The organism is Flavobacterium sp. MK4S-17, assembly GCF_009848495.1.
In the GTDB taxonomy this organism is placed as follows: Bacteria; Bacteroidota; Bacteroidia; order Flavobacteriales; family Flavobacteriaceae; genus Flavobacterium.
Genome location: NZ_WWEP01000025.1, coordinates 15653 through 36492, shown reverse-complemented (window position 1 = coordinate 36492; position 20840 = coordinate 15653). Strand labels below are relative to the sequence as shown.

At 39.6% G+C, this 20840-nt stretch carries 13 protein-coding genes; 3 read left to right on the top strand and 10 right to left on the bottom strand.

From position 1 onward, the window contains the following. A partial coding sequence (locus GSF09_RS09430; protein ID WP_159800713.1) for a choice-of-anchor L domain-containing protein occupies nt 1–5307 on the bottom strand: 5307 nt, incomplete at its 3' end. Nucleotides 5308–5555: 248 nt separating this feature from the next. Here GSF09_RS09430 and GSF09_RS09425 point away from each other — a divergent pair. Both GSF09_RS09425 and GSF09_RS09420 read left to right on the top strand, forming a co-directional pair. Further along, nucleotides 5556–6455, top strand: a complete 900-nt coding sequence (locus GSF09_RS09425) for a NifU family protein (protein ID WP_159800711.1) — start codon at nt 5556–5558, stop codon at nt 6453–6455. 143 nt (nt 6456–6598) lie between these two features. Beyond that, nucleotides 6599–8671 (top strand): M3 family metallopeptidase, encoded by a 2073-nt coding sequence (locus GSF09_RS09420; RefSeq protein ID WP_236564872.1) that lies wholly within the window; start codon nt 6599–6601, stop codon nt 8669–8671. A gap of 36 nt (nt 8672–8707) precedes the next feature. Here GSF09_RS09420 and GSF09_RS09415 read toward each other — a convergent pair whose 3' ends face one another. Genes GSF09_RS09415 through mvaD form a run of 4 tightly spaced genes read right to left on the bottom strand, consistent with a single transcriptional unit; the run spans nt 8708 to nt 12671 of the window. Further along, nucleotides 8708–9622, bottom strand: coding sequence for a pseudouridine synthase (locus GSF09_RS09415; RefSeq protein WP_159800707.1), 915 nt, complete (start codon nt 9620–9622; stop codon nt 8708–8710). Nucleotides 9623–9648: 26 nt separating this feature from the next. Next, complete coding sequence (locus tag GSF09_RS09410) at nt 9649–10569, bottom strand: geranylgeranylglycerol-phosphate geranylgeranyltransferase (RefSeq protein ID WP_159800705.1); 921 nt, start codon at nt 10567–10569, stop codon at nt 9649–9651. 22 nt (nt 10570–10591) lie between these two features. Further along, entirely contained in the window at nt 10592–11530 is a 939-nt protein-coding gene (locus GSF09_RS09405; protein WP_159800703.1) for a mevalonate kinase, read from the bottom strand. A 58-nt stretch (nt 11531–11588) separates the two neighbouring features. Further along, nucleotides 11589–12671 carry a diphosphomevalonate decarboxylase gene (mvaD, locus tag GSF09_RS09400; protein ID WP_159800701.1) on the bottom strand — a complete coding sequence of 361 codons (1083 nt, stop codon included), beginning with the start codon at nt 12669–12671 and terminating at the stop codon, nt 11589–11591. 90 nt (nt 12672–12761) lie between these two features. On the opposite strand from mvaD, the gene GSF09_RS09395 reads away from it, so the two are divergent. Further along, on the top strand, nt 12762–13238 hold the full coding sequence (locus GSF09_RS09395; RefSeq protein ID WP_159800699.1) for a TspO/MBR family protein: 477 nt from the start codon (nt 12762–12764) through the stop codon (nt 13236–13238). Here GSF09_RS09395 and GSF09_RS09390 read toward each other — a convergent pair. The 5 genes from GSF09_RS09390 to GSF09_RS09370 all read right to left on the bottom strand — a co-directional run bounded on the left by GSF09_RS09390 (nt 13227) and on the right by GSF09_RS09370 (nt 20840). Continuing rightward, nucleotides 13227–14453, bottom strand: coding sequence for an NAD(P)/FAD-dependent oxidoreductase (locus GSF09_RS09390; RefSeq protein ID WP_159800697.1), 1227 nt, complete (start codon nt 14451–14453; stop codon nt 13227–13229). The genes GSF09_RS09395 and GSF09_RS09390 overlap by 12 nt on opposite strands. After that, on the bottom strand, nt 14450–15136 hold the full coding sequence (locus GSF09_RS09385; RefSeq protein WP_159800695.1) for a glycerophosphodiester phosphodiesterase family protein: 687 nt from the start codon (nt 15134–15136) through the stop codon (nt 14450–14452). The genes GSF09_RS09390 and GSF09_RS09385 overlap by 4 nt, the downstream gene beginning before the upstream one ends. Nucleotides 15137–15214: 78 nt before the next feature. Continuing rightward, nucleotides 15215–16642, bottom strand: coding sequence for an alpha-amylase family glycosyl hydrolase (locus tag GSF09_RS09380; protein ID WP_159800693.1), 1428 nt, complete (start codon nt 16640–16642; stop codon nt 15215–15217). A gap of 6 nt (nt 16643–16648) precedes the next feature. Further along, nucleotides 16649–18487, bottom strand: a complete 1839-nt coding sequence (locus tag GSF09_RS09375; RefSeq protein WP_159800691.1) for a glycoside hydrolase family 13 protein — start codon at nt 18485–18487, stop codon at nt 16649–16651. A 43-nt stretch (nt 18488–18530) separates the two neighbouring features. After that, nucleotides 18531–20840, bottom strand: coding sequence for a glycoside hydrolase family 65 protein (locus GSF09_RS09370; protein ID WP_159800689.1), 2310 nt, complete (start codon nt 20838–20840; stop codon nt 18531–18533).

Below are 20840 nucleotides of genomic sequence, written 5' to 3'. Positions count from 1 at the left end.
CATGCTCTCATCAGTGCAGTTCGGCGTAGTACCCGTCTCAGCATAAATGTAAATGTCCTGGGTAGTTGTGATGATATCTCCTGCCGAAAGCATAGTACCACCAGCATTTGTTGCAGTATAGTAGTTATTGCCAGCATTTAATGCCGGAAGTTCATACTGAAGGCATTGTGTTACATTAGGTAAAACATCCGCTACCGGATTTGGCACTATTGTAATATCAAAACTTGATTCATCTGTACAAGGCACACTGCCTGCCTGGGCATATATATATAAAGTCTGGCTTGAAGTAATTACATCTCCTGCCGACAGCATATTGCCCAAACCACCCGGCTGATCAAAATAATCACCGCTTGTTAAAGCAGGAAGCGTATAACTGTTGCACGCTGTCTGGTCTGTTAAAACATCCGCTACAGGGCTGTTAACCACTGTAACAGTAAAATCTTTTTCATCCTGGCAGGTATAAGGAGCAGTACCCTGTTTCTCATATACATAAATAGTTTGTGTAGTTGTTACAATATCACCTGCAACCAGCATAGTACCCTGTCCGTTTGTCTGGGTATAATATGCACCTGAAGTAAGTACAGGCAGCACATACCCGTCAGCACTACATACAGTAACATCGGCTATGTCATCAACATCAGGCTGAGGCGTTACAATAAGCTGCATCTGTGTAACTGCATAGGCTGCAGGTAAGGCTTTATTTTCCACACGTATATATACAACTTCGTTTGTGCCCTGATATGCAGAAGGCGTTGGGATAGTTGGGCCTGACTGCATATTTGCATCCGCAGAAGTATAATGGTATGTTATAGTGTAATCATTAGAATCCAGCCCGTTTAAAATATACGCTTCCTGTAATGTAAGATTAAATTCATCTACAGTATCATAAGGTGCAATTTCACATTTTGCCATTGGCTGCGGATCCTGAATTATAACATTACAATCTAAAGCGTGAAGCGTGAATGACTTTATTATATAGCAATCAATAGTCCTATCGGCCACCCTTACATATATAACCTGCCCATCAGCACCTACAAAATTCGGCAAATCAGCAGCAGGTATATTGGTTTCATCATAGCCTCCTTCTGCAAGGTCTTCATCAACATAAAAAGTGATATCGTAAAATGCAGGATTTTCTCCGGCACTAGTTAAGCCCGCCTCTATTACAGAGATATTTTGTGCAAGGTTAAACTGCATACCTCCCGTATTGCTGCAGATTGTAATATCATTAGGCTGTCCTGCAGGAATTGGTGGTAAATAGTCAATAACAATTTCATCTTCCAGTGCACACGTAGGATTAAATAGCGGATAGGCTAAAACAGTATAAGTAGCAGGTTCTGTAACCACAATACTGTTGGACGTAATCGGATCATCGTTTTCGTCCCTAAGTATAATGCCGTCTTTTTTCCATTGGACTATATAATCTGTTTCATGTGTATCAACTTGTAATGTATATTCCTCACCATCGCATAAAGCCTGGTTTTGATTTGCGAATGATATGTCTTCAGGTAATTCTGGCTGTCCAAATGTAAATTTATTTTCTATAAACACTGCTGCATCCAAAATATTATCGTTCCTGTCAGCTATAACCAATTTTAGATGATACATTTGATTTGGTACTACACTAGATTGCGCCGTAAGCACCTCGGTGAACCCTTTGAAATTGATTGGAGCATCAGCCGGGTCTAAACTTGCAGGAACATCACCACCATAATATGAGTGGAAACTTCCAGCATTTTGTGATGTACAGCTACCATTATACAAACTATTCCTTATGGTTAATACTGAAATAGGAGTTGTGGTGGATGGTAATACCGCAAGGTTTTTTACTTCACCCGTTACAGTATTTGTTAAAAAGAACGCAAAAGCATCAGCATATTGGCACTGCCATTGCCCATATTCTTCAGAAGCAAAAATAAAGTCGAAACTCATATAGTTGCCTAATGGTAAAAAATCGAACTCGAGTACTGTTGCATCATTATAGTCTGAAAGCCCGGGATCTATACCCAAACCATCAATATAGTTAAACAAATCAGTGTCTCCTGCCCAACCGGGTGCAGGCGTGCTTACAACACCTACTTTAGGCCCACCTGCCTGCAAAACATTACCTGACTGAAGTATAATACCTTCCTTAATAGGAAAATCAGAATTATTTCTATGGAAATATCCTATACTTTGTGCCTGACCAAAATCACTTCCAGTTACCCATGACAGGTTTTCGATGCCTGAACATTCCTGGTTTATCATTATGTCCTCTACAAGTTCAGGCACTGTATAATCTGTGGTAGATATTGTTACAAATTTACCTCTTGGCTCATCAGTATCTTTACAGCCTGGACATGCAGGGTTAGGATCAGGTGTATCAGAAGTTACGGCTACCTCATTAACCAGCAAGCCTCCCGGTATAAATTCAGGATGATTTTCCCTAACATTTAATTTAACGGTATATTGCGCAATTTCACCGGCAGGCAAAACAGGAATTGTTACATTCATGCTTCCTGAACCGTTTACATCTGCATAGCCGCTCCACACCATTAATTCTATATTATAAGGCACCATGTCAACCACATTTACATTGTAGGCGTCACTTGGGCCCGGATTTGTAACCGTAATAGTGTAGGTTGTGGTTTCGCCCCTAAGATACTCCGTCTGGAAATTGGTTTTTAGTGTTACAAGGTCTGCCTGCGGATTTGGCGTGGCCGTATTTGTACAGCCTGTACACGTTGGGGCTGTATTTGGTATATCGCTGGTTGCGCTAATCACATTAACAAGGTTTACTGCAGGATCATAGCCGCTTGGCACAGGTACAATTAGTTGATAAGTAATTGTTTCGCCAGCATCTAAAACTGCAATAACATCGTTTAGGCTGCCTGTTCCGCTTGTACCGTTGCTTCCTGTCCAGGTTACTGTTGCTGCATCAATATCAGCCGGAAGAACATTTTGCAGAGCCACATTTACAGCTTCTGTAGTTCCCTGGTTAGCTACAGTTACGGTATAAACAGCATTAAGCCCTGCAGTATATGTACTGCCTGAAGCCAGGGTATGGGTAATTACAACATCTGCATCTGCAGCTATATTTGTATCTATACACCCGGCACAAGTTGTATCCGGGTCGGGCGTACCGCTTGTTACTTCCGTTTCACTGGTTAATGAACCTGTAAAGCTATTAGGTACCGCTATAGTTACCGTATAAGTTACTGACTCCCCTACTGCAAGTGCTGCAATATTATCTGACAAGGCTACGTCAATACCTGATGAACCATTGCTTCCTGTCCATGAAAATGAGGTAATACCCGTAGGAATAGCATTATCTACCTGTATATTTTGAGCCGCAGTTGGGCCATTATTAGTTACAGTTATAGTATAAACCGAATCGGTGCCCGGTATATAAAATGTTTTATCATCTGTATTTACCACCACTATATCAGCGGTTGGCTCTAATGTATCGGTATCAATACAAGCAGCGCAGGAAGCATCAGGATCTGTGGCACTTTCTACTATAGTTTCACTTGTAATGTCTGCCTCGAAACCAACTGGAACCTGTAATGTAATAGTATAGGTTACAGTCTGGCTTGCGGCAAGTGCCGCTATGGTATCATCAAGTGCAACATTTGTACCTGATGAGCCGTTACTGCCAACCCATGAAAACTGTGTTATGCCTTGAGGTATTGCATTTTGCACATGCACGTTTTGCGCAGCAGCAGGGCCATTATTTGTAACCGTTACAGTATAAACCGATGCAGTGCCGGGAGTATAGTTTTGCTGGCCGTTTGTATTTACAACCACTATATCAGCACTGTTGGCACTATTGTAATCTACATCCTTACAGCTTCCGCAGGAAGGATCAGGATCATCATTATCATTTACCGTTGTTACTTCAAACTCAAGGAAATCATCTGAATAACCCGCAGGAACATCAATCGTTACCGTATAGGTTATGGTTTGCCCTACAGGTAAAGTGGCAATTACATCCTGCAAAGAGGTATTGGTGCCTGATGTGCCATTGTCACCCGTCCATGAAAAAGAAGTTATACCTGCTGGTATAGCTCCCGAAACCGTTACATTAACTGCATCAGCAGGGCCGTTATTGGTAACTTCTACTGTATATACAGACTGCCCCCCGGCAGTATAAGATAATTGATTGTTTGTATTTACAACAACAATATCCGACGATGTTACGGAAACATCTGTATCTGTACATGCAACACAATCAGGTTCGGGGTCTGTAGTGGTTGATGTAACAGTTACAGTACTTATAATAGGCGCACTGTAAGCAGCATCAGATGTTGTGTTAATTGTATAGGTAATTGTTTCGCCGGCCTGCAATACAGGTATATTCTGGAATAAATCCACTTCGGTTCCTGTAGTACCTGTGCTGGACGTCCAGATAAAAGAATCTATACCTGCCGGTATAGTATTGTTAATTTCTACATCACGCGCAGGATCCGGCCCCTGGTTGGTTAGCGTAACGGTATAGGTTGATGAACCTCCCGGTGTATAATTAACCTGGTTATTTGTATTTACAACCACAAGGTCAGCTTGTGGGCTTGCTTTTGGCGTATCTGTATCAACGCATTGCGTACAGCCTGGTACAGGATCGGTAATGTTAGTACTGGAAACATTTACCTGGCTTGTAAGGTTTCCCGTAAATGTAGTAGGAACCTGCAAAGTTATATTATAAGTAACGGTTTCGCCAACTGCTATCTGTGCTATGTTATTAGATAAAGCCACGTTTGTTCCCGATGAACCATTACTGCCCGTCCAGGAAAAATTAGTTATACCCAGCGGTATCGGGTTACCAACATTAATCATAGTAGCTTTTTCAGGGCCGTTATTAGTAACGGTTATTGTATAATTAACCACCTGTCCCGGCACGTATTCTGTTTGGTTATTTGTATTTACAACCTCAATATCGGCAACACTTTTATATGTTACTGTTGGCAATGGTAATGTACCTGTATATGAATTGGGTATCCTTATGTGTACAGTATATGTAACCGACTGGTTAACACCCAGTGTGGCAACTGTATTATTAAGGGGGTTATTAGTACCCATTGAACCATTGCTTCCTGACCACCAGAATTTTTTTATACCCGTGGGTATTACCATACCTGTAGGTATAGGATAATTTACCCGCACATTGGTAGCAGGCTGGGGCCCGTTATTAACCACAATTATAGAAAAGCTTAGCTCCTCCCCTGCCTCATATGTATTATCAGGATTTGTGGTAAAAACAGAAATGTTTGACTGGGCAAACGAAAAAGAAACAGCAGACAATAAAAAGAATAAAAGTAGTAGTCTTTTCATATAGCAGGTTTTAATTTATAGCTATGTTTATAAAAATTTAAAATATTCTAAAATTTTTGTTACAGAATATCAGGTATCAAATATAAATATTCATCAATACTTTATATGCTAAAATTAGAAAAATAACAAAATTTCCTGATTTTAATGATTTTAGTAACTTAATATTTATAAAAAACAATTGTTTAGCCAAATTCCCTACCCTGTTTGGCTACATTTTTTTATAGTATTTTTGTGAAAAATTTAAAACAATGGAATCTGTTACTATAAAAAATACCCAAAATGCTGCTATACTGAAATTTGAATTCAGTGACTTTATAGCAAGAAGCGGAAATATTGAATTTAAAAACATTGATGAAACAGCAAATTCACCACTGGCAAAGCAATTATTTTACCTGCCCTTTGTAAAAACGGTTTATATATCGGGCAACTTTATTGCTATAGAAAAATATTCTATTGTTGAGTGGGAAGATGTGCAGGAAGAAGTAGCAAAGCAAATTGAGGAGTTTGTAAACAATGGCGGAAAAATAATTACTGAAGAGGCCGGCGCAAAGAAAAAAGTCCCTTCAACTATATATGTGGAAACAACCCCTAACCCGGCAGTATTAAAGTTTGTTTCCAACAAGTTACTTTCCAAAACTCCCGCTGAATTTAAAAATATAGATGAAACGGCAGCTTCGCCGCTTGCTAAAGAACTTTTTAAATTCCCGTTTGTTAAAGAGGTATTTATTGATGAAAACTATATATCGGTTACAAAATATGCAGTGAACGAATGGGATGAAGTTACTGCTGAAATCAGGTCGTTCATAAGGGAATATATTGAAAACGGCAATACTGTTATTGACGAAAGCCTGATAGAGAAAATGCCACAAAATGAAAAGCAGCAGGAAGCTTATTTTGATTCTCTCGATGTTACGTCACAACGTATTATAAATATATTGGAAGAGTATGTAAAACCGGCCGTAGCCGGAGATGGTGGCAATATAGCCTTTGATTCTTATGATGAAAAGGAAAAACGTGTTAAGGTTATATTACAGGGGGCGTGCAGCGGCTGTCCATCCTCTACCTTTACCCTGAAAAGCGGAATTGAAAACATGCTGAAGGACATGCTTAATGACCACGAAATAAAAGTTGAAGCACTTAATGCTTAATTAAAATCCCGGCGTGATAGCCGGGATTTTTGTATCCGCCCTTGATTATTAAAACCTTTTAGGATAACTTTACTTTTTCACAAATATTACAGTTAATGAAAACCCGGAAAATATTATTAATATCAATAACCTGTACTTTAGTTATGTCCTGTAAAAGAGAAAATAAGGCAGAAACCATTGGAGAAAACAACCCTTTGCTTGCAGCTTATGAAACACCTTATGAAGTACCCCCCTTTCACATTATAGAAAGCAGGCATTTCAAGCCGGCCATACGCGAGGCTATAAACATACACCAAAATGAACTGGAAGCGATAGCCAACAATACGCAGAAGCCAACCTTTGAAAATACTATTGAAGCTTTTGAAAATGCAGGTTCGCTTTTAAACAGGATAACTACCCTGATGAACAACCTTAATTCAGCCAATACTAATGATACATTGCAGGCACTGGCACAGGAAATGGCTCCTGAGCTTTCAGGGCATACTTCAAATATCTTCCTTAATAAAAAACTTTTTAACAGGGTTAAAGCTATATGGGACACCCAGATTAACCTTAAGCTGAATGCGGCGCAGGCAAAGCTCCTTGAAAAAAAATACAAGAATTTTATTCGTAATGGTGCCGCCCTTAATGATGCCGATAAAGAACGCCTGCGAAAAATCAATGAGCAAATCTCGGTGCTGTCATTAAAATTTGGTGATAATGTACTGGCTGAAAACAATTCCTATGAACTTGTTATAGCCAAAAAGGAAGACCTGGCAGGCTTGCCCCAGGACGTAATTGAAGCAGCTGCCGAAGAAGCAAAAGCAAGAGGTAAGGAAGGCAAATGGGTATTTACACTCCATAATTCAAGCATTATGCCTTTCCTGCAATATGCAGATAACCGGGAGCTGCGCAAAGAAATTTGGAATGCCTACCAAATGCGCGGCAATAACGGAGACAGGCATGATAACCGCATAAACCTGGTACAGCTTGCCAACCTTAGGAATGAAAGGGCGAAATTACTGGGCTATGAAAGCCACGCCGCCTATGTTCTTGAAGAAAGAATGGCGAAAACAGCCGAAAATGTATATCAACTTTTAGATAAAATATGGGAACCAGCTCTTAAGAAAGCAAAAGAGGAAGAAGCCGATATTAAAAAACTGCTAAACAACGACGGCTATAAAGGCGAAGTTCAGCCTTATGACTGGAGGTATTATACCGAAAAAATCAGGCAGCAACGCTTTGACCTAGATGAGCAGGAATTAAAGCCTTATTTTAGTCTTGATAATGTTCGTAATGGCATATTTAAAGTTACCGGGAAGCTTTATGGCCTGCAATATAAAGAACTTAAAGATGTACCAAAATACCATGAAGATGTTACAGTATGGGAAGTAACTGAAAAAGACGGGCAGCATCTTGGCTTGCTGTATATGGATTTCTTCCCGCGGGCCTCTAAAAAAGGAGGTGCGTGGATGACGTCTTACCGAAAGGAAAAAATTGTTGATGGAAAGCGCGTGGCACCTGTAATATCTATTGTATGTAATTTTTCAAAACCTACGGGCGGCAATCCTGCATTGCTTACATTTGATGAAACATCTACATTTTTCCATGAATTTGGGCATGCCCTGCACGGCTTGCTATCAACCGTTAAGTATGAAAGCCTTTCGGGCACAAGTGTATTTACCGATTTTGTGGAACTGCCTTCGCAAATTATGGAAAACTGGGCTGCAGAGCCTGAAGTTTTAAAAATGTATGCCAAACATTATAATACTGGTGAAACAATACCTGATGAGCTTATAGAAAAATTACAGAAAGCTGCCACCTTTAATCAGGGGTTTGCCACTGTGGAGTATCTGGCAGCTTCCTACCTTGACCTTAATTACCACACCCTGAAAGAGCCTCTTACACAAAACGTAGTACCTTTTGAAAAGGAGGCAATGGAAAAAATAGGCCTGACAGACGCTATAATACCAAGATACAGGAGCACCTACTTTAACCATATTTTTAACGGAGGATATTCGGCGGGGTATTATAGTTATATATGGTCAGGCGTGCTGGACACCGATGCTTTTGAAGCATTTAAAACCACTTCATTATTTGATGCCAAAACCGCAGCTTCCTTCCGAAGCAATATATTGGAAAAAGGAGGCACTGCCGACCCTATGCAATTATACAAACGCTTTCGTGGGGCAGAACCTTCTATAGAACCTTTACTTAGGAAAAGAGGACTCAATTAAACAAAAAAGTCATTCTGTTCAGAATGACTTTTTTGTTTATATATTTTTAAGGTTTATAACCTCCTGCTCTGTTAAAAAACGCCAGTTGCCTCGGGGCAGGTTTTTTTTGGTAAGCCCTGCAAAAAATACACGGTCAACTTTCAGCACATTATAGCCAAACTGCTCAAAAATAGCCCTTACCACCTTTACATTTGGGGTACGCAACTTTAAACCTATTTCAGTTTTAGGTTCATTGTCTATATAACTTATTTCATCAATAAAAAGTTTATGCCCATCCAGCGTTACACCTCCGGAAATACTTTCAAGGTCTTCAAACTTTAAGTTCCTGTCCAGTGAAACCTGGTAAATTTTAAATGATTTCTGGTTAGGCTGGGAAAACTTCCTTACCATGTTTACATCATTGGTAAATATAAGCAGGCCGGTTGTGTTCCTGTCCATACGGCCAACAGGCTGTATTTGCGCCTTAGTGGCATTTTGCACCAGTTCCATTACACTGCGCATACCCTTTTCACCATCTCCAGACGTTGCAAAGTTTTTAGGCTTGTTAAGCAGTATATACTCTTTCTTTTCAGGCGTGATGGTTGTGCCGTCAAACTCCACTTTATCGGTTAGTTTAACTTTATAACCCATTTCGGTTACAACAACGCCGTTTACTTTTACATTGCCCGATTGTATATATATATCTGCATCCCTGCGCGAACACATTCCTGAATTTGAAATATACTTGTTAAGGCGCATTTCATTAGATTCAGGTTTTGGCACTGTAGTTTTCTTTGTATAAGCTTTTTTATCAGCAGGTTTCCTGGAATATCCTTCACTTTTAGAATCGCCCACATTACTCTTAACAGAAGTATTTGGTTTCCTCGTTTTATTTTTTGGCTTTGAGGGCTCACTGCCTTTCCTCCTGTCGTTACTCCCCCTACCGGAAGTATTTCCTCTCCTGTTATTCATCTGCTTTATTTTTTGCAAAGATAGTATTAAATAACCGACAATAGTTTCCTGCCATGAACTAATACTGATGGCTCTATCAGTACTATACTGAATACCCCGGCTACTATAAGGAATTTAAGTATGTTATGAAGCTTTAGGTATTCCTGGCGGGTTTCTGCTTTCCACAAAGCAATTAAAAAATATATTATTACACCCATACCCGTATAAAAATAAATATCCATATACCCCACATCATATTCTTCTATAAGCAGGTAAACGGGTATAACGGTTAAAAATGTGAGTAGTGTTATAATTTTTTTTGACGTTTTTTCGCCAAACATTACCGGTATTGTCCTGTAGTTATTAACTAGGTCACCCTGAATATTTTCCAAATCCTTTATCAGTTCCCTTATCAGTATAAGCAGGTATAAAAATGTAGCATGTGCAAATATTACCTCATAAAAGTTTTTAAAGTACATCAATATACCAAAAAAAGGAAGTACTGCCAGCAATGCTGCGGTAAGGTTACCTATAACCGGATATTTTTTAAGCTTATGCGAGTAAAACCATATAAGGAATATATAGCCCGAAAAGAAAAATACAGCACGCCAGGAAACTAAAAAAGCAAGGAGCACCACTAAAAAATTAAGCCCGAAATAAACATGAAGTTTTGTTTGCTGGCTAACCAGCCTGTCCAGCATTGACTTTTGTGGCCTGTTGATAAGGTCTTTCCCTGAGTCGTAAAAATTATTGATTATGTATCCCGAAGCAATGGTTAAGGATGAGGCCAGCACAATAAGGAAAAGGTTCCTGTCAAGTATAACATCAAGTGCACGGCTTTCCCTATCAAGTATAAATATGGCCGAAAGATATTGCGCCAAAGCTATAACAGGAATGTTATAACCCCGCACCACAGAAAACAGGCTGAGTATTTTCATCAGGATTAACCTTGTTTTCCTTGATGCCATAAACGTTAGGTTTACAGGTTTATTAAAACTGGTAAACCACTTCCAGCTTATGCCCTTTCAGCGATTCTTTTGCTTTTTCAATATCGGGTGCAAAGCCCAGGATATAACCACCTCCTCCGGAACCGCATAGTTTAAGGTAATAATCATTGCTTTCAATGCCCTTTTGCCAAAGTTCATGAAACTGTTCCGGTATCATCGGCTTAAAGTTGTTAAATACAACTTTTGAAAGTTTTTTGGTATTATTAAACAGTGACTTGGCATCGCCGTGTAAAAAGTCGTTTATGCAGGCATCTGTATATTTAAGGAACTGGTTTTTAATCATAGTACGGAAACCTTTATCCTTAAGGCTTTCCATAAATATCTGTACCATAGGTGCAGTTTCCTTTACAATACCTGAGTCTAAAAGGAAAATTGCCCCTTTGCCCTCAAGGTTTTGCATTGGTATGCCGGTAGCTTCTACACTGTCATGCGAATTAATAAGTATCGGCAGGCTAAGGTAACTGTTCAAAGGGTCTAACCCTGAACTTGTACCATGAAAATAAGCCTCCATTTTGCTAAATATTTTTTTCAGCTTTAATAATTTTTCCTGAGTAAGGCTTTCAAGAACCGTTATTTTATCATTGGCATACTGGTCATAAACCGCCGCTACAAGCGCACCGCTGCTTCCTATACCATACCCCTGCGGGATGCTGCTGTCAAAATACATTCCTGCCTCTACATTAAGCCTGAGGGTGTCAAGGTCAAAAGTAACAAGCCCCGGCTCTTCTTCCTGCATTTTCTCCAGATATTCCACAAAACCTTTAAGGCTTTGGTTGGATTTTTTGGCCTGTGCAGTTTCAGTATCATCTACCCTTAAACCGCCATTGTAAAAATTATACGGAATAGATAGCCCTTTGGAGCCTTTGTTTATACCGTGCTCTCCAAAAAGCAGTATTTTAGAGTAAAATAGTGGTCCTTTCATTATAGGATTAATTTTATATAAAGGTAAATAAAAAACGGTAAATGTTAAAATTTATTATTTAGGCTTCTTGAGCACCTTTACCAATTTCGTCACAAATGTACTGACTGTTTTGGCAATAGCCAACTAATTCATTCTTAATAAATTCCAAAATTATTGTTTTATGCTTTTCAGGATAAAGCACATGAACGTTTGCCCCGGCATCAAGCGTAAAACAAACCGGCAGGCCACTCTCTTTCCTAAAACCCCATACCCTATTGATTATTTCAAGCGTATTTGGCTTCATTAAAATAAAATACGGCATGCTTGTCATCATCATTGCATGCAGTGTAAGTGCCTCACTCTCTACAATTTGTATAAAACCCTCAAGATTTCCGCTTATAAGATGCTGCTTTATATGTGAAAGATTATGATGCGCCTGTGCAAAACGCTGCTGCGCAAAAGGATGCCCATGCATAAGGTCGTGACCCACTGTGCTGGAAACCTGCTTTTCACCTTTATCTACCATCAATATTGTATCCTGGTAGTTTTTAAAAACTTCATGAATGTCATCATTAAAAGGCACGCCGTATAAATCGGAACTATCCTCAATTTCATTATGGCCGCCCCATACTACAACTTCACCCTTAATGCTGCGGCAGGCACTTCCTGAGCCAAGCCTCGCCAAAAATGATGCCTTCCTGTTAAAATAATCCTCACTCATTTCAGGGTTTAAAAGCCTTTCTATACTCATAAGGTTAACAGCCAGTGCAGCCATACCGGATGCGGATGATGCTATACCCGAACTGTGCGGAAAGGTATTTTGTGTAGTAATGGTAAAATGATACTCCTTTAAAAAAGGCAGGTATTGATGAATCCTGCTGAAAAATTTTTCGATTTTTGGCTTGAAGCTCTCCTTGGGTTTTCCTTCAAAAAACAAGTCAAATGAAAAAGAAGTTGTATCCGCCTTTTTTTCAAAAGCCAGTTTTGTAATCGTTTTGCAGTTATTAAGTGTAAAACTAACAGAAGGGTTGGCAGGCACCTGGTTATCCTTTTTGCCCCAGTATTTTACAAGCGCTATGTTGCTTGGCGCACTCCACTCAAAACTTCCGCTTTCAGCTTTTGCTGTATAACCAGAAGGGATAAAATCCTTTTCTGTAAACATATCTATTTTTTGGCAAAGATAACTTTTATAAAAATATAAAGATTAAGGTTGGCTGCTGTTTTGTAAATTTGAAGAACTAAAAGCAAACCCATGTCTAAAATCAGCAAAATACTGGTAATGGTAGTAACCTGCGTAGCAGTAGGCTATATATCAGGTGAGGTAACCCGCGAAAGTGTAACCACATGGTACACCACAATACAAAAGCCTTCCTTTAACCCGCCTAACTGGCTTTTTGCACCTGTATGGACTACTTTGTATATACTTATGGGTATAGCTGCCGGGCTGGTATGGGCAAAAATAGACGACGATAAAGCAACCGTTAAAAAAGCACTCTTGTTTTTTGGAATACAACTGGCACTTAATGCCTTGTGGTCGATATTATTTTTTGGATTGCAAAATCCGCTGCTTGCGCTGATAGAGATAGTACTGCTATGGCTGATGATATATGAAACCTTTATACAGTTTAATAAAGTACATAAAACTGCAGCATGGCTTATAATACCTTACTTGCTTTGGGTTAGCTTTGCTATGGTATTAAATGCTTCTATATGGTGGCTAAACAGATAAATAGGCATCAGCTATACTTTGTGCTGCTATGTAACCGCCTGTCCACGCGTTTTGGAAGTTAAAGCCACCTGTAATGGCATCAATATCCAGTATTTCACCTGCAAAGTATAGCGAATCATGCAGTTTGCTTTGCATGGTTTTAAAATTAACCTCTTTAAGGTTAATTCCTCCCGCTGTTACAAATTCATCCTTGAATGTGCTTTTTCCATTAACCTGAAATTCTGCTTTTACTAATTGCCCCGCCAGGGCGTCCAACTGCCTGCCCGAAACATCTGCCCAGCGCAGTTCAGTATCTATACCCGAAGCAACAACCATACTTTCCCACAAACGGTTAGGAAAATCAAAAGGTGATTTTTTACCGGTTGCTTTTTTGGCATTATCATGTTTTAGTCCCCGGAGTTTTTCAATGCACTCCTCAAAGCTAATATCATTCAGCCAGTTAACCTGTAGAGTAAACTGGTAATTCCTGCCTGCCAGTTCTCTTGCTCCCCAAGCCGAAAGCCTTAATATTCCGGGGCCGCTCATACCCCAATGTGTTATAAGCAAAGGGCCGGAGGCATTTAATTTTGTCCCTTTTACTGCTACTGTTGCAAGAGCCGAAACACCCATAAGGTTTTTAATCCTTGCATCTTTTATATTAAAAGTAAACAATGATGGTACCGGCGCAGTTATAGTATGCCCCAGCCCTGCAAGTAAATCCCATATTTTAGGGTTACTGCCCGTTGCCATAACAAGATTATCGGCAAGATAGGTTTCATTTTGTGTTTGTATTTTCCACTTATCATCAGCCCTAAAGATTGATTGTATGCTTTCGCCTGTCAGTATATCAATATTATTTTTTTTTGCTGACTGCAAGAAGCAATCTATAATAGTTTGAGAGCTGTCAGTAACCGGAAACATACGTCCATCTTCTTCTGTTTTCAGTTCTACACCATGCCTTTCAAACCATTCAATAGTATCGCCGCTGCAAAAGCGGTTAAATGGCCCTTTCAGTTCCCTTTCGCCACGGGGGTAAAATTTTACCAATTCATCAGGTATAAAACAGGCATGGGTAACATTACTCCTGCCCCCACCTGAAATCCGGACTTTTGAAAGCACTTCTTTTCCTCTTTCCAGTATAGCTATTTTTAACCCTGAAACAGCTTCTGCAATATTAATTGCAGTAAAAAAACCTGCGGCCCCACCGCCTGCTATTATTACATCATATCTTTTCATAACCTTTCGGGGTAATCAGATATTATTCCATCCACACTATAAACTTTCATTCGCTCTATATCTTCGGCTTCATTAACTGTCCATGTAAAAATTTTATAACCCTCATTTTTTACTTTTTCAATATTGCTTTCTGTAAGCAATGTAAAATGAGGATGTATGGCCTTTGCATTAAATTCCTTAGCCCATTCCATAGCCTGTGCAACACTGGCCTGTGTAAGTATACCCAGCGGCACTTCAGGATTTAAATTGCTTATTATTTCCAGCTCCTCACTCTGGAAACTTGAAACTATAAAATCAGTATAAGTGTAACCTTTTTCTTTTACACACTTCCTTAAAAATTCAGCCAGGGGCCTGGCAGTATGCCTGCCTTTCATTTCAATATTAATCAGGCACTTATTTCCCGTCAGTTCCAGAACCTCATCCAGGGTTGGTATGGCATATTTATGCTCTACTTTTAAGCTTTTTAATTCCGCTAGGGATAATTTGCCTACTTCACCGCTGCCATCTGTAGTCCTGTCAACAGTAAAATCATGCAAAACTACAAGTTCTCCGGTGGCGCAAACGTGAATGTCAAGTTCAATAGCATCAACACCCATCTCAAGAGCCTTTGCAAATGATTCCAACGTATTTTCCGCAACATGTGCCTTTGCTCCCCTGTGCCCTATTTTTAAAAGCTTATGCATTTTTATAATTTTGGTAAAGTTAAAAACAAAAAAGCATAAGCCTTAAGGCTTATGCTTTTTAATATATTATTAAAGGCTTTAATTCACCAATAACCAATATTGCCAGGGTTCAGCATTCCATTGCTGCCCCTTTTCAAGTTTTATTTTTTCTCCTGTTATGCCGTTTATATAGTTGCCTTCAGCATTTACAGTAAACTGCTTTGCTGTACTACTTAGGTTTGCTATATAAATTGCCTTTTTGCCTTCTTTTTCACGTTCAAATGCAAGTATATTACTGTCATCCGATGTTTCAATCCTTTTATACGACGCAGGGTTTTTGCCTCCGTTAAGCGCAGGATTATTATTTTTAAGCTGACCCAATTTTTCATATAAAGGATACATTTTCCCTTTATCTTTTGTTATTTCATCCTTTTCAAAAAACTTAAGGCGGCGGTTAAAATCATATTCCTGCCCGGTATATATAAGCGGCATTCCCTTCATAGCATAGGTTAAAACTGCAAATGCTTCCGCACCATTACCAAGCCTTTCATACTCTGTACCATTCCAGGCGTTTTCATCATGGTTCGATGTAAAGTTCATCATTATATCCTGCTCCTTATAAACAGTGTCAATTTTACGCATCATGGCATCCCAGTCCGTAACCGATTTTTTTCCTTTTGCAATATCATTCATCATATGGTGGGCTTCCCAGCCATATCCCATATCAAAAATACCATTGAAAAGATAATCTTTATTAGACTCCATAAGCATGAATAAAGGCTTAACCTCTTCCAGTTTAGGAATGGCATATTGCCAGAATTCTGTAGGGACATTATCGGCCACATCACAACGGAAGCCGTCAATACCCTGCTCCTTTACCCAATACAGCATTTCGTTTTTCATCGGTTCGTATAACGCCTTGCTGCGATAATCAAGGTGTGCTACGTCAGTCCAGCCCCAGCTTTCTCCTGTTTCAGGATTTAAGGGGTCCGTAACTTCCCCTTTTGCATTTTTATGGTAATATTCAGGGTGTTCAGTTATCCATTTATGGTCCCAGCCGGTATGGTTGGCCACCCAGTCCAGGATAACATACATACCGTTATCATGTGCTGTTTTAACCAGTTCCTGAAAATCCTGTAGTGTACCTAAATCCGGGTTAATAGCAGTATAATCTGAAATAGCATAATAACTGCCTAAATATTTTTTGCGTTCTTCAGGGTCTTTTATATCCTCTATCGAAAGTTCTCCCGTAGCTTTCCTGTTTTTAAGTGAAATAGGATACACAGGCATCAGCCATATTACTTTAACTCCCAAATTCTTTAATTGCGGAATATCTTTGGTAAAAGCCTTGAAAGTCCCTTCTGGCGAATAATTACGGATGTTGGCTTCATAAATAACTGCGGTTTCCATCATGGCATCGCTCACAGGCGCCAGAGCTTCTTCTTTTACAGTATCTTTTTGCTCAGTTTCCTTTTTACAGGAAGCAAGCAGGGACAGGCATAGCCCAAATAAAATTATTTTTTTCATAGTATATTATTGAAGTTCCAGTATCATTACGGATTTTGGCTCCATGCTGATTTCTTTGGAAAGATTTACATTTTTATCGTCCAGTACATTTTTACCCGATGTATAATTTTTAATGCTCTCGTCAAAACGTGCTGTACCCAGCGTTTGTGCCTTATCGCTGTTGTTTATAGCTACCATAACCGTTTCCTTGTCATTGTAGCGAAAATATACATATACGTTATTTTCCGGCAGATAATGGGTAGTTTTACCGTTATGGATAACCTCTTTGCCTTTTCTCCAGTTTAAGAGTTTAGAAGTAAACTCAAAATATTTTTGCTGCCCGGCATTGCGCCCGCTTTTGCTAAATGCATTGTTGGCATCGCCCGGCCAGCCTCCGGGAAAGTCACGGCGAATATCGCCATCGCCTTTACCTTTATCCCCAGCCATTCCTATTTCAGAACCGTAATATATTTGAGGAATACCCCTTACCGTAGCAATAAGTGCCATACCGAGCTTATACTTATTGAAATCGTTTTTATAAATTTCATTGAAGCGGCCTGTATCATGGTTTTCCAGGAAAACCAAAACATTATTTATATCAGGGTATAAAAAATCGTTGGTAAAGTTATCATATACTTTAATCATGCCATCATTCCACGACGGGTTGCTTTCATTAAAAACAGAACCTACAGCATCATGTAAAGTAAAATCCATAACACTTGGCAGGTAAGAGTTATAACTTTGTATTGCAGCAATTTTGCTGTCTTTTTGCCAATAGGCCATTTGTGCCTGGTCGTGCATCCAAACTTCGCCAACTATATTAAAGTATGGATATTCATCAGTAATGGCTTTTGTCCATTTGGCTATACCTTCCTTGTCATTGTAGGAATAGGTATCTACACGGAAGCCGTCAAGGTCGGCATATTCAATCCACCAAATCGCATTTTGGATAAGATAGGTAAGCACCAACGGGTTAGACTGATTCAAATCAGGCATTGAGCTTACAAACCAGCCATCCAGACAATATTTTGTATCAATATCAGATGCATTGGGGTCAAACTGCGTTGTCATCCTGTAGTTGGATTGTGCATAACCGGGAAACTGGTGTACCCAATCATAAGTGGGCAGGTCTTTATACATCCAGTGCTCCGAACCCCAATGATTGGTTACATAGTCCATTATCAGCTTCATATCCCTTTTCTTCAGTTCAGCCGAAAGTTTTAAGTAATCTTCATTGCTGCCATAGCGTGGGTCTATCCTGTATACATCGCTTTGCGCATAACCGTGGTAGGATCCCCTGCTGTCGTTGTCTTCACACAAAGGGGTACTCCATATTGCCGTGGCACCAAGTTCTTCAATATAATCAAGGTTATTGATTATACCTTCTATATCACCGCCATGCCTGCCGAAATTATTATTCCTGTCTGCCTTTTCAGTAGTTTCCTTATGGTTATCATTAGCTGTATTACCATTTGCAAAACGGTCGGGCATTAAAAGGTAAATAACATCCGATGAATCAAAACTTTCACGTATAGCGGAATTCTCCCTACGCTTTTTTATGCTGTAGGGCCGTTTAAATACTGTTTTGCCTTTACTGTTTTTAAAAGAAAATTCAATTTCAGACGGCTTTACATTTTTTGTATCTATAGTTACAAAAACATAATTTGGATTTTCTGTTTTAACTACATTTTTAATTACTATACCATTTGAAACTGCCGGATTGTATTGTGCAATATTTTTACCATAAAACATTACCTGCAGTTCAGGGTTATGCATACCGGCATACCAAAATGGCGGCTCTGTTTTGCTAACCTGCGCAAAAGAAAAGGTGCTGCAAAGCAGCAACATGAAGAAAATATTTTTCATTTTAAAAAAATAATGCCCCGCCTTTTGCCGGCAGGGCGGGTTATTATACAGTTACCAACGTATTAGGCTCCACTTTTACCTGCCTGCCGTTTACAAAAACGGTAAGTTCCCTGTCGCCTTCAAGCGTAAACCTGGTTTCACCCGGCTGTACAGAAACCTTAAGTATCTGGTTCCTGAAATTAATTTTAAACGAATAGCCATTCCACTGCTGTGGTATTTTCGGCTCAAAATGCAGGGTATTGTTTTTAACCCTCATTCCCCCAAAGCCTTCCACAATACTCATCCACGTACCGGCCATACTCGTTATATGCAGGCCTTCCTTAACCTCTTTGTTATAATCATCAAGGTCAAGGCGCGATGTCCTTAAATAAAAAGTATAAGCCTGCTCCATATTGCCAAGTACTGCTGCCTGTATAGAGTGTACACATGGCGAAAGGGAAGACTCATGCACTGTTAACGGCTCATAAAAATTAAAATGTTTTTCAAGCTGTTCCCTGCTGAAATGGTCTTCAAAAAAATAAAAACCCTGCAATACATCTGCCTGTTTAATATAGCATGACCGCAATATCCTGTCCCAGCTCCATTTTTGGTTTATCGGGCGCTGGCTACGGTCCAGTTCGCTTACAGGTATAAGTTCCTTATCCAGGAAACCATCCTGCTGAAGGTAAACCCCATGCTCTTCCGAATACGGGAAGTACATATTATCAGCAACCTCTTTCCATTTTTGTACCTCTTCCGCATTTAAGGCAACTTTGCCCATTATACGCTCATAATCCAAAGGGTACTTCTCTTTTACATTCGCAATCTGCTCAACAGTATAATCAATACACCATTTAGCTATGTAATTGGTATAAAAATTATTGTTTACATTATTCTCATATTCATTAGGCCCTGTTACACCTAATATTACATATTTGCCTTTTTGGGATGCATACGTAGCCCTCTGCTGCCAAAATCGGGCAATGCCAATAAGCACCTCAAGCCCTTTTTCAGGTATATAGCTATAGTCGCCTGTAAAGCGGTAATAGTTATAAATAGCAAATGCTATGGCCCCATTACGGTGAATTTCCTCAAAGGTTATTTCCCATTCGTTATGGCATTCCTCACCATTCATGGTTACCATTGGGTAAAGGGCTGCACCGTTTGTAAAGCCCAGCTTGGCAGCATTTTCAATTGCCTTATCCAACTGGTTATACCTGTACGTTAAAAGGTTTCGTGCCACCTGCTGGTCTTTGGTAGCCATATAAAAAGGTATGCAGTATGCTTCAGTATCCCAATAGGTACTGCCGCCATATTTTTCACCTGTAAAGCCTTTCGGCCCTATGTTCAATCTTGGGTCTTTACCTAAATAGGTCTGGTTTAACTGGAATATATTAAAGCGGATACCCTGTTGTGCCTTAACGTCACCATCAATAGTAATATCTGCCATTTCCCATATTGATGCCCATGATTGTTTCTGCTCTTCCAGTAAGGCATCAAAACCTTTGGCAACCGCATTATTTATTACCTCTTTAGCTGCGTCAACAAGTCTATCTTCAGCATGGTTTAGCGATACGGTATAACCCCCAAATTTAATAATGGCTGCTGCTTCCCCTTTCACTGCACTTACCGTATAACCAAACTGTACCTTATCTTCTTTTTCTTCTGTATGCTCAGGCGTAAGGCCTGTTTCACTCCCGTTAAGAAGGATGCTATTGTGCATAAATGCAGCTGCTGTAAAGTGGGTTTTAAAAGTTCTTGCCACAACAAAAGCGTCATTTCCGGAATGTTCTACCTTTAATGGTTCCCAAAACTTTTCTTCCCAGTTGGCATCTTCATTTTTTACACCACCGTCAACATAAGGCTTAAAGATAATTTTGGCATCTCCGTTAATTGGTGTAACTTCATATTTAATAGCTCCAAGCTCATCTGTAACCAGAGAAAGAAAACGTTTGGCATTAACCGCCACTTCTGTACCATTTTGAAGTACTGCATTAAAAGAACGCCCATACCAACCCTCTTTCATATTTAACTCCCTCCTGAAGTTTTTAACTTCACGGCAGTTATTCAGGTCAAGGCTTTCCCCGTTTATTACTATATCAATCCCAATCCAGTTAGGGGCGTTTAAAACCTTTGCAAAATATTCTGGATAACCGTTTTTCCACCAGCCCACTTTAGTTTTATCAGGATAATATACGCCTGCAATATAACTGCCCTGAAAGGTGCTGCCAGAGTAACTTTCTTCAAAATTGGCACGCTGCCCCATTGCACCGTTGCCAATACTGAACAAACTTTCTGACGATTTTACCCTTTCCGCCTCAAATCCTTCTTCTATTATCGACCAATTATCCGGTATTATATAATCCTGGTTCAT

Excerpts from the sequence above, each read along its gene's own strand:
- GSF09_RS09380 (WP_159800693.1), bottom strand. The coding sequence starts at position 16,642 with ATGAAAAAAATAATTTTATTTGGGCTATGCCTGTCCCTGCTTGCTTCC.
- GSF09_RS09385 (WP_159800695.1), bottom strand. The coding sequence starts at position 15,136 with ATGCATAAGCTTTTAAAAATAGGGCACAGGGGAGCAAAGGCACATGTT.
- GSF09_RS09425 (WP_159800711.1), top strand. The coding sequence starts at position 5,556 with ATGGAATCTGTTACTATAAAAAATACCCAAAATGCTGCTATACTGAAA.
- GSF09_RS09395 (WP_159800699.1), top strand. The coding sequence starts at position 12,762 with ATGTCTAAAATCAGCAAAATACTGGTAATGGTAGTAACCTGCGTAGCA.
- GSF09_RS09370 (WP_159800689.1), bottom strand. The coding sequence starts at position 20,840 with ATGAACCAGGATTATATAATACCGGATAATTGGTCGATAATAGAAGAA.
- GSF09_RS09375 (WP_159800691.1), bottom strand. The coding sequence starts at position 18,487 with ATGAAAAATATTTTCTTCATGTTGCTGCTTTGCAGCACCTTTTCTTTT.
- mvaD (WP_159800701.1), bottom strand. The coding sequence starts at position 12,671 with ATGTTTACAGAAAAGGATTTTATCCCTTCTGGTTATACAGCAAAAGCT.
- GSF09_RS09405 (WP_159800703.1), bottom strand. The coding sequence starts at position 11,530 with ATGAAAGGACCACTATTTTACTCTAAAATACTGCTTTTTGGAGAGCAC.
- GSF09_RS09415 (WP_159800707.1), bottom strand. The coding sequence starts at position 9,622 with ATGAATAACAGGAGAGGAAATACTTCCGGTAGGGGGAGTAACGACAGG.
- GSF09_RS09420 (WP_236564872.1), top strand. The coding sequence starts at position 6,599 with ATGTCCTGTAAAAGAGAAAATAAGGCAGAAACCATTGGAGAAAACAAC.
- GSF09_RS09390 (WP_159800697.1), bottom strand. The coding sequence starts at position 14,453 with ATGAAAAGATATGATGTAATAATAGCAGGCGGTGGGGCCGCAGGTTTT.
- GSF09_RS09410 (WP_159800705.1), bottom strand. The coding sequence starts at position 10,569 with ATGGCATCAAGGAAAACAAGGTTAATCCTGATGAAAATACTCAGCCTG.